Raw genomic sequence first — 14,577 nt, forward strand, 5'->3', positions numbered from 1 at the left:
ATCATCGAACGGCCTGCGGGCGCGTCAGGCGAAGCGGCGGCCCGTCACGGACTCCGAGACGCCAGCGCGGTCCAGGTACGGGGTGATGCCGCCGAGGTGGAAGGGCCAGCCCGCGCCGAGGATCATGCACAGGTCGATGTCGGCGGCCTCGGCCACCACGCCCTCGTCCAGCATCAGCCGGATCTCCTGGGCCAGCGCGGCCAGGGCCTTCTCGCGGACCTGCTCACCGGTCAGCGGGGCGTCGCCCTGCACCAGCAGCGCCTCGACCTCCGGGTTGAGCCGCTCGTCGACCAGCAGCGGCAGGCCCGACTTCGCGATCGCGACCAGGTTGGGGCTGGCCGAGAAGCGGTCCGGGAACGCCTCGTGCAGGGTGCCGCCCACGTGCGCGGCCACGGCCGGACCGACCAGGGACAGCAGGGCCATCGGCCGCATCGGCAGACCCAGCGGGTCCAGCGCGCGGTCGGCGGTCTTGAGCGGGGTGCCCGCGTCGACGGCGTTCCAGATCTCGCCCAGGAAGCGGGTGAGGATCCGGTTGACCACGAACGCCGGGGCGTCCTTGACCAGCACGCAACTCTTCTTGAGCTGCCTGCCGACGGCGAACGCGGTGGCCAGCGTGGCGTCGTCGGTGGCCTCGCCACGCACGATCTCCAGCAGCGGCATCATCGCGACCGGGTTGAAGAAGTGGAAGCCCACCACCCGCTCGGGGTGCGCCAGGTCGGCGGCCATCGCGGTGACCGACAGCGACGAGGTGTTGGTGGCCAGCACCGTCTCCGGCTTGACGATCTGCTCCAGCTCGGCCCAGACCGCCTTCTTGACCGACAGCTCCTCGAACACGGCCTCGATGACCAGGTCGGCGTCGGCGAACACGGACTTGTCGACCGAGCCGCTGACCAGACCGCGCAGCTTCGCCGCGGTGCCCACGGACATGCGGCCCTTGCTGACGGCCTTGTCGATCTCGGCGTGTACGTAGCCCACGCCCTTGTCGACCCGGGCCTGGTCGAGGTCGGTCATGACGACCGGGACCTCGAGGCGCTTGGCGAACAGCAGTGCGAGCTGGGAGGCCATCAGGCCCGCGCCGACGACGCCGACCTTGGTGATCTTGCGAGCCAGTGCCTTGTCCGGCGCGCCGGCGGGGCGCTTGGCCCGCCGCTGCACCAGGTCGAAGGCGTACAGGCCGCTGCGCAGCTCCGGCGTCACGGCGAGGTCGGCCAACGCCTGGATCTCGGACTCGATGCCCTCGGCGGTGACGCCGTCCTTGGCCAGCAGCAGCAGGTCCAGCGCCTTCGACGCGGCCGGGACCGCACCGTGCAGGCGCTTGTCCAGCTCGCCGCGGGCGAAGCCGACGACGGCGTCCCACATCTCCGAGCGGTCCACCTCGGCCCGGTTCACCGTGACGGTGCCGCCGACGACCCCGGCCGCCCACTCCAGCGAGCGCTCCAGGAAGTCGGCGGGCTCGAGCAGGGCGTCGGCGATGCCCATCTCGTACGCCTGCTTCGGCTTGAGCATCTTGTTCATCATCAGCGGGTTCTGCACCACGACCTGGGCGGCGGGCACGATGCCGATGAGGTTCGGCAGCACCTGCGAGCCGCCCCAGCCGGGGATGAGACCCAGCGAGACCTCGGGCAGCGCCAGCGCGGCGGCACCCGTGGACAGGGTCCGGTAGTGGCAGTGCAGCGCCACCTCCAGGCCGCCGCCCATCGCCGCGCCGTTGACGAACGCGAACGTCGGCACGCTGCTCTCGCGCAGCTTGGCGAAGGTCGCGTGACCCAGCCGCCCGATCTCGACGACCTGCTCACGCGAGGTCATCGCGGAGAAGCCGGTCAGGTCCGCGCCGACACAGAAGATGTACGGCTTGCCGGTGACCGCGATGAACGACGGCTGCGCGGCGTGGGCCTCGTCGATCGCCTGCGAGAGCGAGGTCAGACCGCTGGGTCCGAACGTGTTGGGTTTGGTGTGGTCCAGCCCGTTGTCCAGGGTGATCAGCGCGGCGGGCCGGTCCAGCCCGGGTACGGCGACCAGCCGCAGCTTCGCGTGGGTGACGATCTCGCTCACTTGGCACCCTTCCAGTTCGGGTTCTCCCAGATGACGGTCCCGCCCATGCCGATGCCGATGCACATGGCGGTCAGGCCGTAGCGCACCTCGGGGTGCTCGGCGAACTGGCGTGCCAGCTGCGTCATCAGCCGTACGCCCGAGGAGGCCAGCGGGTGGCCGACGGCGATCGCGCCGCCCCACGGGTTGACCCGCGGGTCGTCGTCGGCGATGCCGAAGTGGTCGAGGAACGCCAGCACCTGCACCGCGAACGCCTCGTTCAGCTCGAACAGGCCGATGTCGCCGATGGTCAGGCCGCCCAGGCGCAGCGCGCGCTCGGTCGACGGGATCGGGCCGACGCCCATGACCTCGGGCTCGACGCCCACGAAGCCGTACGAGACCAGCCGCATCGCGATGGGCAGGCCCAGCTCGCGAGCGGTGTCCTCGGCGGCCAGCAGGCAGCTCGTCGCACCGTCGTTGAGGCCCGCCGCGTTGCCCGCGGTGACCTTGCCGTGCGGGCGGAACGGGGTCTTCAGCCCGGCCAGCTTCTCCAGCGTGGTCTCGCGCGGTGCCTCGTCGGCGGTGGCCAGGCCCCAGCCGGTCTCCGGGTCGCGGGTGGCCACGGTGACCAGGTCGCCCTGCAGCTTTCCGGCGGCGTACGCCGCGGCGGTCTTCTGCTGGCTGGCCAGGCCGAACGCGTCGGCCCGCTGCTTGGTGATCTGCGGCAGCCGGTCGTGCAGGTTCTCCGCCGTCGCGCCCATGACCAGCGCGGACGGGTCGACGATCTTCTCGGCGAGGAAGCGCGGGTTCGGGTCGACGCCCTCGCCCATCGGGTGGCGGCCCATGTGCTCGACGCCGCCCGCGATCGCGACGTCGTACGCCCCGACCGCGATGCCGGAGGCGACCGTGGTGACGGCTGTCATCGCGCCCGCGCACATGCGGTCGATCGCGAACCCGGGGACCGTCTTGGGCAGACCGGCCAGCAGCGCGGCGGTGCGGCCGATGGTCAGGCCCTGGTCGCCGATCTGGGTGGTGGCGGCGATGGCCACCTCGTCGACGCGCTCCGGCGGCAGCTGCGGGTTGCGGCGCAGCAGCTCGCGGATGCAGCGCACGACGAGATCGTCGGCGCGGGTGTTGGCGTAGATGCCTCCGTTCGCCTTGCCGAACGGGGTGCGCACGCCGTCGACGAAGACGACGTCGCGGACTTCACGGGGCACGGTCTGCCTCCTTGCAGATAGGGAGCTGCCCCGGATGCTACTCGCGAGTAACTAGTCCGGTGAAGTGAAGCGCTGTGGCTTGACTCACAAACCCCACCGCCACCGTCGAGTCAGGCGGCGGGGCCGTCCGTTGCGGGGTCCGGCCCGGACGGCTGCCCGGTGGAACCGTCCGGCTCGGCCGCGGCCGGTTCGGCCCCAGCGGTTGCTGTCTCGGCGGGTTCGGGTTCGGCCGGGACGGCGATCAGCGCCTGTGCCAGCTCCTCGACCAGCAGGCCGCATTGCCACGGACGGGCGCCCAGGTCGCTGAGCAGCTTGGTGACCGTGGCCGGGTCCGGCTCGGCGGGCGGCTCCCAGGCCAGCCGCCGGACGAACTCCGGGGTGATCAGGTTCTCCGGTGGCAGGTGGTGCTGCTCGGCGATCCTGGTGACCACCTCACGGCAGCGGGCCAGCCGCGCGGCGGCCTCAGGGTCCTTGTCGGCCCACCGGTGCGGCGGGGGCGGCCCCTCGAACACGGGCGTGGTGGGCAGCGCGTCGTCGGGCAGGGCGCGCGCCTCGTCGAGCGCCTCCAGCCACGTCGTCGCCAGGCGGCGTACCGACCGGCCACCGAAACCCGGCAGCAGCAGCAGCTCGCGCTCGGTCTTGGGGTTCATCTCCGCCGCCGCGACGATCGCCGCGTCGGGCAGCACCCGTCCCGGAGCGGTGTCCCGGCGGATCGCGATGGTGTCCCGGGCGTACCACAACGCGCGCACCCGCGACTGGGCCCGCGCGCCGCGCACCCGGTGCATGCCGGAGGTGCGCCGCCACGGGTCGGTCCGCTGCTTGGGCGGGCGGGCGCCGCTCGCGACCAGGGCCGCGAACTCCTCGGCGGCCCAGGCGGACTTGCCCTGGCGGTCCAGCTCCTCGGCGAGCGCGTCACGCAGCTCCACGAGCAGCTCGACATCCAGCGCGGCGTAGGTCAGCCAGTCCTGGGGGAGCGGACGGGTGGACCAGTCGGCCGCAGAGTGATGCTTCTCCAGGGTGCGTCCCATTAGCTGTTCGGTCAGCGCGGCCAGGCCGACCCGCTCGAAGTCGGCCAGACGGGCGGCCAATTCCGTGTCGAACAGCCGCCGCGGCCGCAGACCCACCTCGGCCAGGCACGGCAGGTCCTGGCTGGCCGCGTGAAGCACCCACTCGGTGTCCGCGAGCGCCTCGTCCAAGGCGGACAGATCACCCAGCGGTACGGGGTCGATGAGTGCCGTGCCGGCCCCGCGGCGGCGCAGCTGGACCAGGTACGCACGCTGGCTGTAACGGAAGCCGGAGGCCCGTTCGGCGTCGACGGCGACCGGGCCCGTGCCGGCGGCGAACCTCGCCACGACCTCGGCGAACTCGGCGGGGGTGACCACCGGTTCGGGGGTGCCGTCGGCAGGCTCGGTCAGCAGTGTCGGCCCACCGCCGTCGGGTGTCGCGTCCGGCGCGCCGTCGCCTGTCGGCGTGCGATGGCGGGTCCGACGGCGCAGTGGTGCGTCCTCGTCGGTCATGGTCACACCGTACGGCCAGCCGGTCGGCGATGACGGCAGCACCCCGGGTATGGCGCGTCGGTGACGGTTGGGACAGGTGTGACGGACCTGTGTACGTCGTGCGCAGAGGCTTGCGAACGGGGGTGATGGAAGTCGACGGCACCCAGTATGGTGTGCCAGCCGATCGCACATGAGCGGCGCACGGGGAGGAATACATGAGCACGGGTCCGCAGCCCGGCGCGTCGCAGGGCGCTGCCCCGCAGGGCGTGCCCGCACCGCATCCCGGTGCCCCCATCCCGGCCCAGCCGGTTCCGACACAGCACGTTCCGGCCCAGCCGGTTCCGGCACAGCACGTTCCAGCCCAGCCGGTTCCGGTCCAGCCGCAGACGGTTCCGGTCCAGCCGCAGCCCGTCCAGGGTTACCCGGTCCCGAGTCAGCCCGTTCCGGTCCAGGCGCGGCCGGTCGCGGGGCCCTACCCGCCCGTTCCGGCCGGACCGGTGCCCGGTGCGCAGGGTCTGCCGGGGGGTCACCTTCCGCCGGTGCCGCCCGGTCACCAGCCGGGGCCGTACCCGCCCGCGGGTCAGCCGCCGCAGCCGTGGCAGCCGCAGCCCGCGCCGGTCGCCTACGCGCTGCCCCCGCATCCCGCCTCCGGTGTGCCGGTGCCGCCCGCCCCGCCCAGGTCCGGCGGCCTGCTGCGCCGGGTGCTGCGCTTCAACACGGTGCTCGTCGTGCTGCTGGCCGTGCTGATCGGCATGGTGGCCTGGCAGAGCGTGCGGATCGGCGAGCTGAGCACCGCGCTGCGGGGTGCCGACCAGCGCCTGTCCGACCTGCAGAAAGAGGACGCCAGCCGCCTGGACGAGGCCGACGCCCGGCTCGGCGCGCTGGAGAAGGAGGTCGGCGGGGCCTTCAACGTGGAGAAGCTCGCCGCGGCCGTGCTGCCCAGCGTCTTCCGCGTGGAGGCCGGTCCGTACACGGGCACGGCGTTCGCGGTCGGGCCCAAGGCCGGCGACGGCGGCACCAACCTGTTCACGAACTTCCACGTCGTCGAGGCGCTGTACAAGGACGGCGGCCGCACCGTGAAAATCACGCGAGACGGCCAGCGGTTCGATGCGAAGATCGTCGCGGTCAACAAGCTCCGTGATGTGGCACATCTGCACACCACGGCCAAGTTCACCGGTCTCACGGTCACCAAGACGCCCGCCAAGCCCGGCCAGCAGATCATCGCGGTCGGCGCTCCGCTGGGCCTCACCGACACCGTCACCAGCGGCGTCATCAGCGCGATCCGGGAGACCGGCTACGAAGAGGGCCCGATGGTGCAGTTCGACGCCGCCATCAACCCCGGCAACTCCGGCGGCCCGGTGATCAACGGGCAGCAGCAGGTCGTCGGCATCACCGTCGCCGGATACCTCAACGCCGAAGGCCTCGGCCTGGCGATCCCGATCGCCGACGCCTGCAAGCTCTTCACCATCTGCTGACCGGAACCCCTTCGGCTCGGCATGCACCACCACACGGAGGAAACAGTCATGACCCACCCCGCGTCCCCGGCCGACGAGGCTCCCGCCGCGGCAGTGCCCGCGCAGACGCCCGCTCTCCCGGAGACCGCTCCCGCCACGCAGCCCGTGGCGGTCACCCCCGCCCCGGTGGCCCCGGCCTACCCCGCCGCCGCGGACGCCACCGTCGCGCAGCCGACCGCCGCGCTGCCCGCGGACGCGTACGCCGCCGCCGCGCAGCCGGTCTCCGGCTACCCGGCAACCGCTCCGCAGCAGGCCGCCGGTTACCCGGCCGCCGCAGCGCAGCCCGTCGCGGGCTACCCGGCCGTGCCGCAGCAGGCCGCCGGCTACCCCGCCGCGCAGCCGGTCTCCGGTTACCCCGCCGCTGCCCCGCAGGCCGCTTACCCGGCCACTGCCCCGCAGGCCGCTTACCCGGCCACGGCTGCGCAGCCGGGTGCGTACCCGGCCGCGCCGGCGCCCGCGCAGGCGGGTTACCCGGCGGGTTACCCGGCCATCCCGGCGCAGCCTGAGGGCTACCCGGTGTCGGCGGTGCCGGTGTCGGCGTACCCGACCTCGGGCTACGGTTACCCGGCTCCCGTCCCGGCACCGGTCAAGAAGTCCAAGGCCACGCTGGTGCTGGGTATCCTGACCGGTCTGCTCGTGCTGGCCACCGGCGTGATGACCACGCTGTTCGTGCTCAAGTCCGGCGAGCTGAACGACACCAGGACGACGCTGACCCAGCAGGTCGCCGACCGCGACAAGAGCATCAAGTCCAAGGACGGCGAGATCTCCTCGGGCAAGTCGCAGCTGGAGAGCACCAAGGACGAGCTGGCGAAGTCCAAGCAGGACCTCGAGGGCGTACAGAACGAGAACAAGGCGATGGTGGCCTGCCTCGACAAGCTCGACGCGTTCTTCAGCGCCCCGTCCGAGGCGCGGGCCAAGGCCCTCGACAAGGCCTGCAAGGCCTACCTCTGACGCTCGCTTGACGCTCGCCCGAGGGCACGTACCCACCGCCACCCGCCCGACGGCCGCCTCGCCCCGCGCCGCCCCTGCGGCTCGACACAGACGCTGGCCTATCTGGATGACAAAGTCGTGATCGACTTCATCCAGATAGGCCAGCGTCGATTCAAAGCGGGTGCGGAAGCGGTGGCTGGTGGCCGGAGGTGTCAGCGCTGTTCGACGCGGCGCAGCGGCAGGGCGGAGACGCCGACCGGGGGCAGTCCCGCGGTCGAGGCGAGCAGCGCGCACCAGGCCGCGACGTGGCCTTCCAGGTTCAGGTCCAGCGGCGTCCAGGAGGCGCGCAGCTCCAGGTCGGTGGTCGCGGGGCCGTCGGCGGCCAGTGCGCCGAAGCGGCTGGAGATGGTCTGTGTCACCGTGCCGCCGATCGCGGCGTATCCGGAGCTGTGCGCGTCGAGCGCGTCGACCAGCCAGCTCCAGCCCACCTGGGGCAGCAGCGGGTCGGTGGCCAGCTCGGGTTCCAGTTCCGCGGTGACGTACGTGACGAGCCTCGTGTCGCCCTCCCACGCCTCGTGGCCTGCCGGGTCGTGCAGCAGGATGAGGCGCCCGGTGGTGACCTCCTCGTCGCGGCGCAGCACGGTCGCGCCGAGGGCGAAGGCGTACGGGGCGAGCCGGCTCGGGGCCGGCACCTCTTCCAGCGCTATCTCGCTCCGGGGGTGGGCGGCACGCAGCGCGGTGACGGCGCGCGTGAACGTCTCGGGGAGTGCCGTCGTGAGCGCCATAGCCGTACCCTAGGGCGCTTCGGGACCGTTGTCGTGGTTCGGCGCGCCGATACGGCTCACATCAGCGCCACCCGTTCGGAGATCGTTATCTGACCGGTGGCACGATGGCCGGGATGAGCAGCGCAGAGCAGACCAGTCCCGCGGACCGCCCGACGGCCGGTTCCGCTTTCGTCCGCGCGTGCCGGGGCGAGTCCGTCCCGCATACCCCCGTGTGGTTCATGCGGCAGGCGGGGCGTTCCCTGCCGGAGTACCGCGAGCTGCGCGCCGGGGTCCGCATGCTGGAGTCCTGCCGGCGGCCGGACCTGGTCACCGAGATAACCCTGCAGCCGGTGCGCCGCCACGGCGTGGACGCGGCCATCTTCTTCAGCGACATCATGGTGCCGCTGGACGCCGCCGGGATCGACCTGGACATCGTCGCGGGGACCGGGCCGGTCGTCGCCGAGCCGGTGCGTACGCTCGCCGACCTGGACCGGGTGCGCCCGCTGGACCCGGCTGCCGTGTCCTACGTGGACGAGGCCGTCCGGCTGCTGACCGCCGAACTCGGCGCGACCCCGCTGATCGGCTTCGCGGGCGCGCCGTTCACGCTGGCCAGCTACCTGGTCGAGGGCGGCCCGTCGCGCAACCACACCCAGACCAAGGCCCTGATGTACGGCGACCCGCAGCTCTGGCACGCGCTGCTGGACCGGCTGGCCGACATCACGCTGACCTTCCTGCGGGTGCAGATCGCCGCGGGCGTCAGCGCCGTGCAGCTGTTCGACTCGTGGGTCGGCGCGCTGTCCGAAGCGGACTACCGCGAGTACGTGCAGCCGCACTCCCGCAAGGTGCTGTCCGGTCTGGCCGACGCCGGGCTGCCGCGCATCCACTTCGGCGTGGGCACCGGCCTGCTGCTGCCCGCGATGGCGCAGGCGGGCGCGGACGTGGTCGGCGTCGACTGGCGCACCCCGCTGGACCAGGCGGCCAAGCTGGTGCCGGGGCACCCGGTGCAGGGCAACCTCGACCCGGCCGTGCTGTTCGCGCCGTGGGAGGTCGTCGAGCGCGAGGTGCGCCGCGTGCTCGCCGAAGGCCGCAACACCCCCGGCCACATCTTCAACCTCGGCCACGGCGTGCTGCCCGAGACCGATCCCACCGTGCTCACCCGCGTCGTAGAGCTGGTGCACACGCTCAGCGCCCGATGAGCGAGCAGACCGTGACCCCTCGCCGCGCCGTCGGCGAGCGCGGCGAGGAGCGGGCATGAACAAGCACACCGTCGTCGTCGGGGGCGGGATCGCCGGGCTGGCGGCCGCGCTGCGGCTGTCGGGCGCGGGCGGCCGGGTGACCCTGGTGGAGCAGTCCGCCCGGTTGGGCGGCCGGATCAGCACCCGGCCCGACGGCGTCGACACCGGCGCGGAGCAGTTCCTGATGCGCGACCCGGCCGGTGGCCCGAGCGGCGCGAAGCGGCTGGTCGACGAGCTGGGGCTGGGGGAGCGGCTGGTCCACCCGGCGGTTTCCGGGGCCGGGCTGTGGCTGGGCGGGCGGCTGCGCCCGCTGCCCGGCGGCACCGTGATGGGCGTGCCCGGCCCGCAGGCGGCACTCGACGGCATCGCCGCGATCGACGACCACGACGCGGACCGCGGCGTCCCGGTGCTGCCCGTGGGCGAGGACCGGTCCGTGGGCGCGCTGGTCCGCGAGCGCCTCGGCGGCGAGGTCGTCACGCACCTGGTCGATCCGCTGCTCGGCGGCGTGTACGCGGGCAGCGCCGACGGCCTGTCGCTGGCCGCCACGGTGCCCGCACTGCACCGGCTGCTCGCCACCGAGCACACGCTGCGCGGCGCGGTGGCGCTGACCGCGGCCGCGAGCCGGGCACACCAGCCCGGCAGCCCCGTGTTCGGCACGCTGCGCGGCGGCCTCGGCAGCCTTGTCGACGCCGCAGTAGCCGAGCTGCGCCGACGCGGGGTGACCGTGCTGACCGGCGTGCCGGTGCGGCGGCTGGAGCGCCACGGCGCGGGCTGGGCGCTCGCGGTCGGTGCGGCCGCGCCCGACGCCCCCGAGAGCGTGCGCGCGCAGCGCGTCGAGTGCGACGCGGTGGTGCTGGCGGTGCCCGCCCGCCCGGCGTCGCGGCTGCTGCACGAGGAGTTCCCGGACGCGGCGGGCCTGGTCGGCACGCTCGACTACGCCAGCGTCGGGCTGGTGACGCTCGAACTGGCCGGGGTCGACCTGCCGACGCTGACCGGCTTCCTGGTCCCGGCCGACCAGGGGCTCACCATCAAGGCGGCCACCTTCTTCAGCACCAAGTGGGCCCACCACGCCCGCCCGGACGGCCGGGTGCTGCTGCGCGCCAGCGTCGGCCGGCACGGCGAGCAGGCCACACTCCAGCGGCCCGATGCGGAGCTGGTGCGTACGGTGCTCGCCGATCTGGGCACGGTGCTCGGCACGGCGCTGCCCGCGCCCGTCGCGGCGGAGGTGACCCGCTGGGGCGGCGGGCTGCCGCAGTACGCCCCCGGGCATGTGGACCGGGTCGCCCAGGCCCGCACCCTGCTGGCCGACCTGCCGCTGGCGCTGGCCGGCGCGGCCTTCGACGGCGTGGGCATCCCCGCCTGCGTCACGTCCGCGGAGCAGGCCGCCGACCGGATTCTGGAAGGATGACCGGCATGACCGAACAGACCAACGCGGCCCGGCTGCGCGAGCTCAACGACACCATCCGGTACACGATGTGGTCGGTGTTCCGGGTCAAGGGCCCGCTGCCCTCGATCCGGTCTGAGGTGTCCGGCGAGGTCGAGGGGCTGTTCGCCCAGCTCGCCGACAGGGACGTCACGGTGCGCGGCGTCTACGACGTGGCTGGCCTGCGGGCGGACGCGGACGTGATGATCTGGTGGCACTCGGGCTCGTCGGACGCGCTGCAGGACGCGTACGGGCTGTTCCGCCGGACGGCGCTGGGCAAGTGCCTGACCCCGGTGTGGTCGCAGGCCGCGCTGCACCGGCCCGCCGAGTTCAACAAGAGCCACATCCCGGCCTTCCTGGCCGGTGAGGAGGCCCGCCGGTACATCTGCGTGTACCCGTTCGTGCGCTCGTACGAGTGGTACCTGCTGCCCGACGAGGAGCGGCGGGAGATGCTGGCCGAGCACGGCAAGATGGCGCGCGGCTACCCGGACGTGCGGGCCAACACCGTGGCCTCGTTCGCGCTGGGCGACTACGAGTGGATGCTGGCGTTCGAGGCCGACGAACTGCACCGGATCGTGGACCTGATGCGGGACCTGCGCGCCTCGTCCGCGCGGCGCCATGTTCGCGAGGAGGTTCCGTTCTACACGGGCCGCCGCCGGTCGGTGGAGGACATCGTCGCGGCCCTGCCGTAGGGGAGCGCTCCCGGCGCGGCGTCGTCTCCAGCAGGCCCGGAGAAAGTTCTGCAAACTGTAGGGCAACCCATGCAACTTATTTGCACGATCGTGCCCTACACTTGCGTACCATGACGCGCAGACTCGCCGAAGTGGCGAAGTACGTGGGAGTGAGCACGGCAACCGTGAGCAGAGTGCTCAACGGCCGCCCCGGCATCTCCGAGGCCACCCGAACGGCCGTGCTCACCGCGCTGGACGTGCTCGGCTACGAGCGGCCCACCAAGCTGCGCGGCGAACGGGCCCGGCTGGTCGGCCTCGTGCTGCCCGAGTTGCAGAACCCCATCTTCCCGGCGTTCGCCGAGGTCGTGGCCGGAGCACTGGCCAAGCGCGGGTTCACCCCGGTGCTGTGCACCCGCACCGCCGACGGCGTGGCCGAGTCCGACTACGTGGACATGCTGCTGGAGCAGCAGGTCTCCGGCGTGATCTTCGCGGGCGGCAACTACGCCCAGGCCGACGCCGACCACGAGCACTACCGGCGGCTGCTCGACCGGGGACTGCCCGCGATACTGGTCAACGCCGGCATCGACGACCTGGGCTTCCCCCGGGTGTCGGCCGACGACGCGGTGGCCACCGAGCAGGCGTACAACCACCTGGTGTCGCTGGGCCACGACCGGATCGGCCTGATCCTGGGCCCGCCCGACCACATGCCGTCCTCGCGCAAGCGCCAGGCCTTCCCCGGCGCCGACGACATGGTCGAGCGCACCATCTTCTCCATGGAGGGCGGCCACGCCGCCGCGGCGCGGCTAATCTCGCGCGGCGTCACCGGCCTGATCTGCGCCTCCGACGTTCTGGCCCTCGGCGCGGTCCGCGGCGCGCGGCGGCTGGGCCTGTCCGTGCCCGGTGACGTGTCACTGGTCGGCTACGACGACTCGGCCGTGATGACCTGCACCGATCCGCCGCTGACCACGGTGCGCCAGCCGATCGAGGCGATGGGCCAGGCCGCGGTGGCCCTGCTGGTCAGCGAGATCGCGGGCAACGTGGTCCCCGCCGACGAGCTGCTGTTCGAGACCGAACTCGTGGTACGCGGCTCCACCGCCGCCGTGCCCGCCAGCGCCCGCCTCGTCCCCGCCCAGGCCCGCGCCACCGACTGACCCCTCTCCGCCTGACCGGCTCCGTCCACCCCGTGCAAACGGTGTGCACGGAGCCGTCCTCGTTTCCGTTTCCGTCGCCGTCGGGGCGGAGGAGGTAGGTAGGCGTGATGATCGCTGTCTCGGGTCATGATCTGCGGTCCAACCACACCTTCTGACCCGAAACGGCGATCATGCGCCCCGCCGCCGCGACGCTCCCCTGCCACGGCCCGGCCCACCGCACGGCGGCTCCCGAGGGCGCTTGAAACGTTGCGTAAACGTGACCGCCGTCGGCCACGGTCGGTCCCCTCCCCGCACCGGCTGCACCAGCCGCGTCCCAGCTCACCCCCGGATGCCCCCTCCGTTGCCGCCTTTGCGCCCGTGAGCTGCACTTTCATGACTTCTCGGCGATCACAGCGCACACCACACCGCAAAGACCTGACCGCCTGGAAGCCAGATTGCGAAACGGTATCGACACATGGCATGTGAACCAGGCCACACGCGTCCCTTCCAGCGCAGACGTCAGCCGACGCGCGACAACGTTCGGTCGAAAAATTGCGTAACTATCTCGACACCTTGCGGACATGAGTCGCCATCGCTACAGTGACTTCACCTAAGCCTGACCTTGGAAAGTGCGAGGCAGGTCACACGGAAGTCAGCGCAATACCAAGAGGCCGCCGCGGCGATCCGTCCTCGCGGCTCCGTAGATCAAGAACTGTTTCCCGAAGGGATGGACAGATGTCCGTACCGCACTTCCGGAAGGTCGCGGCCATCGCGCTCGCGACCGGCCTGGGACTGGGCCTCGCGGCCTGCTCCACCAAGAGCGACGATGACACGGATGCTGCCGGCAAGACGATCATCACGGTCGACTGCCAGCCGGTCGGCGCGCAGAAGAACCTGCTGCAGGCGTGGAACGACGACGTCAAGGCGTTCGAGGCGGCCAACCCCACCATCAAGATTAAGAGTGTTTCGGTCGGCACCCAGTGCGCCAACCCGCCGGACTTCACCGCCCGCCTGCAGGGCGGCTCGATGACCGACGTGTTCTACGGCTACATGACCGACGTGCAGCAGGTCATCGACTCCGGCCAGGCGATGGACATCACCGCCTACGCCAACAAGGACAACATCCCGAACTGGGACGACGTGCTCGGCGACGCCAAGAACACGTTCACCAAGGACGGCAAGGTCTGGGGCATCCCGACCAAGAACTACTCGATGGGCCTGGTCTACAACAAGACCCTGTTCACCAAGGCCGGTCTGGACCCGAAGAGCCCGCCGAAGACCTGGGCCGAGGTTCGCGAGGCCGCCAAGAAGATCTCGGCGCTCGGTGACGGCATCGCCGGCTTCGGCGAGTACAGCTCGGGCAACACCGGCGGCTGGCACTTCACCGCCGAGATCTACTCGCAGGGCGGCGCCCTGGTGACGGCCGACGGCAAGAAGGCCGACTTCAACAACGACATGGGCAAGAAGGTTCTGCAGAACCTCAAGGACATGCGTTACGGCGACAACAGCATGGGCGCTCGCCAGCTGCTCGGCTGGGGCGACCTGCTGACCATCGCGGGTGCCGGCAAGGTCGGCATGTTCGTCGGCGCGCCCGACGCGACCACCGCGATCGTCACCCAGTTCCAGGGCAAGTACGAGGACTGGGCGATGGGCGCCATGCCCGGCCAGGACGGCGCGGCCAAGGGCACCCTCGGCGGCGGTGAGGGCTACTTCTTCAAGAAGGGCCTGACCGACGACCAGGTCAAGGCCGGTCTGAAGTGGCTCGCCTTCGAGAAGCTGACCGTGGGCAAGGGTCAGTTCGACTACGCCCGGGCCAAGGCTCAGGGCGAGCAGGTCGGTCTGCCGCAGCCGCAGCTGTTCACCCCGGGCAGCACGTCGCAGAAGGCCGAGTTCGAGCAGCGCAAGGCGAACGGCAACATCTCGCCGGACGACTTCGCCGCCTTCGAGAACAACCCGGTCACGATCAAGTTCGAGCCGGCCAACGCGCAGGGCATCTACGCGATCCTCGACGGTGCGATGTCGGCGATCCTGACGAACCCGAACGCGAACGTCGACGCGGAGCTGAAGAAGGCCGAGGAGAAGGTCAACCAGCTCCTCGCCCAGGCCGCCAAGTGAGTTAGGGACGGGGAGCCGGGCACCACGCCGGCTCCCCGTCCTCGCGCGGACCTG

Annotated in this window: 10 protein-coding genes and 1 pseudogene; 7 read left to right on the forward strand and 4 right to left on the reverse strand. The window is 72.0% G+C overall.

Translation table 11 applies throughout. The features are described 5' to 3' along the window. Nucleotides 1-24: 24 nt before the first annotated feature. The 3 genes and pseudogenes from HAV40_RS31155 to HAV40_RS31165 form a co-directional block, all read right to left on the reverse strand. Nucleotides 25-2,052 carry a 3-hydroxyacyl-CoA dehydrogenase NAD-binding domain-containing protein gene (locus HAV40_RS31155; RefSeq protein ID WP_166387618.1) on the reverse strand — a complete coding sequence of 676 codons (2,028 nt, stop codon included), beginning with the start codon at nucleotides 2,050-2,052 and terminating at the stop codon, nucleotides 25-27. Then, nucleotides 2,049-3,245, reverse strand: coding sequence for a thiolase family protein (locus HAV40_RS31160; protein ID WP_166387620.1), 1,197 nt, complete (start codon nucleotides 3,243-3,245; stop codon nucleotides 2,049-2,051). Before HAV40_RS31160 ends, HAV40_RS31155 begins: the two co-directional genes overlap by 4 nt. 230 nt (nucleotides 3,246-3,475) lie before the next feature. Beyond that, nucleotides 3,476-4,762 (reverse strand): annotated as a pseudogene (locus HAV40_RS31165) (ribonuclease D); the annotation flags it as partial. 194 nt (nucleotides 4,763-4,956) lie between these two features. Here HAV40_RS31165 and HAV40_RS31170 point away from each other — a divergent pair. Together HAV40_RS31170 and HAV40_RS31175 are read left to right on the forward strand one after the other, a co-directional pair. Continuing rightward, entirely contained in the window at nucleotides 4,957-6,216 is a 1,260-nt protein-coding gene (locus HAV40_RS31170) for a S1C family serine protease (RefSeq protein WP_166387624.1), read from the forward strand. A gap of 48 nt (nucleotides 6,217-6,264) precedes the next feature. After that, nucleotides 6,265-7,206, forward strand: coding sequence for a hypothetical protein (locus tag HAV40_RS31175; RefSeq protein ID WP_166387626.1), 942 nt, complete (start codon nucleotides 6,265-6,267; stop codon nucleotides 7,204-7,206). Between the two features lie 191 nt (nucleotides 7,207-7,397). Here the strand turns inward: HAV40_RS31175 and HAV40_RS31180 are convergent, their stop codons facing one another. After that, nucleotides 7,398-7,970 (reverse strand): DUF3000 domain-containing protein, encoded by a 573-nt coding sequence (locus tag HAV40_RS31180; RefSeq protein ID WP_166387628.1) that lies wholly within the window; start codon nucleotides 7,968-7,970, stop codon nucleotides 7,398-7,400. A 104-nt stretch (nucleotides 7,971-8,074) separates the two neighbouring features. Between HAV40_RS31180 and hemE the strand changes: the two genes are divergently transcribed. From hemE to HAV40_RS31205, 5 genes are all read left to right on the forward strand, one after another. Next, the gene (gene hemE / locus HAV40_RS31185; RefSeq protein WP_166387630.1) at nucleotides 8,075-9,145 is read left to right on the forward strand and encodes a uroporphyrinogen decarboxylase; all 1,071 of its coding nucleotides are present in this window, start codon (nucleotides 8,075-8,077) and stop codon (nucleotides 9,143-9,145) included. 55 nt (nucleotides 9,146-9,200) lie between these two features. Beyond that, on the forward strand, nucleotides 9,201-10,592 hold the full coding sequence (gene hemG, locus HAV40_RS31190; RefSeq protein WP_166387632.1) for a protoporphyrinogen oxidase: 1,392 nt from the start codon (nucleotides 9,201-9,203) through the stop codon (nucleotides 10,590-10,592). A 5-nt stretch (nucleotides 10,593-10,597) separates the two neighbouring features. Then, nucleotides 10,598-11,299, forward strand: a complete 702-nt coding sequence (gene hemQ, locus HAV40_RS31195; RefSeq protein ID WP_166387634.1) for a hydrogen peroxide-dependent heme synthase — start codon at nucleotides 10,598-10,600, stop codon at nucleotides 11,297-11,299. A gap of 110 nt (nucleotides 11,300-11,409) precedes the next feature. After that, complete coding sequence (locus tag HAV40_RS31200; RefSeq protein WP_166387636.1) at nucleotides 11,410-12,429, forward strand: LacI family DNA-binding transcriptional regulator; 1,020 nt, start codon at nucleotides 11,410-11,412, stop codon at nucleotides 12,427-12,429. 714 nt (nucleotides 12,430-13,143) lie between these two features. Beyond that, nucleotides 13,144-14,523, forward strand: coding sequence for an ABC transporter substrate-binding protein (locus HAV40_RS31205; protein WP_166387638.1), 1,380 nt, complete (start codon nucleotides 13,144-13,146; stop codon nucleotides 14,521-14,523). The last annotated feature ends 54 nt before the right edge of the window (nucleotides 14,524-14,577 follow it).

Source organism: Catellatospora methionotrophica, from assembly GCF_011297335.1.
GTDB lineage: Bacteria > Actinomycetota > Actinomycetes > Mycobacteriales > Micromonosporaceae > Catellatospora > Catellatospora methionotrophica.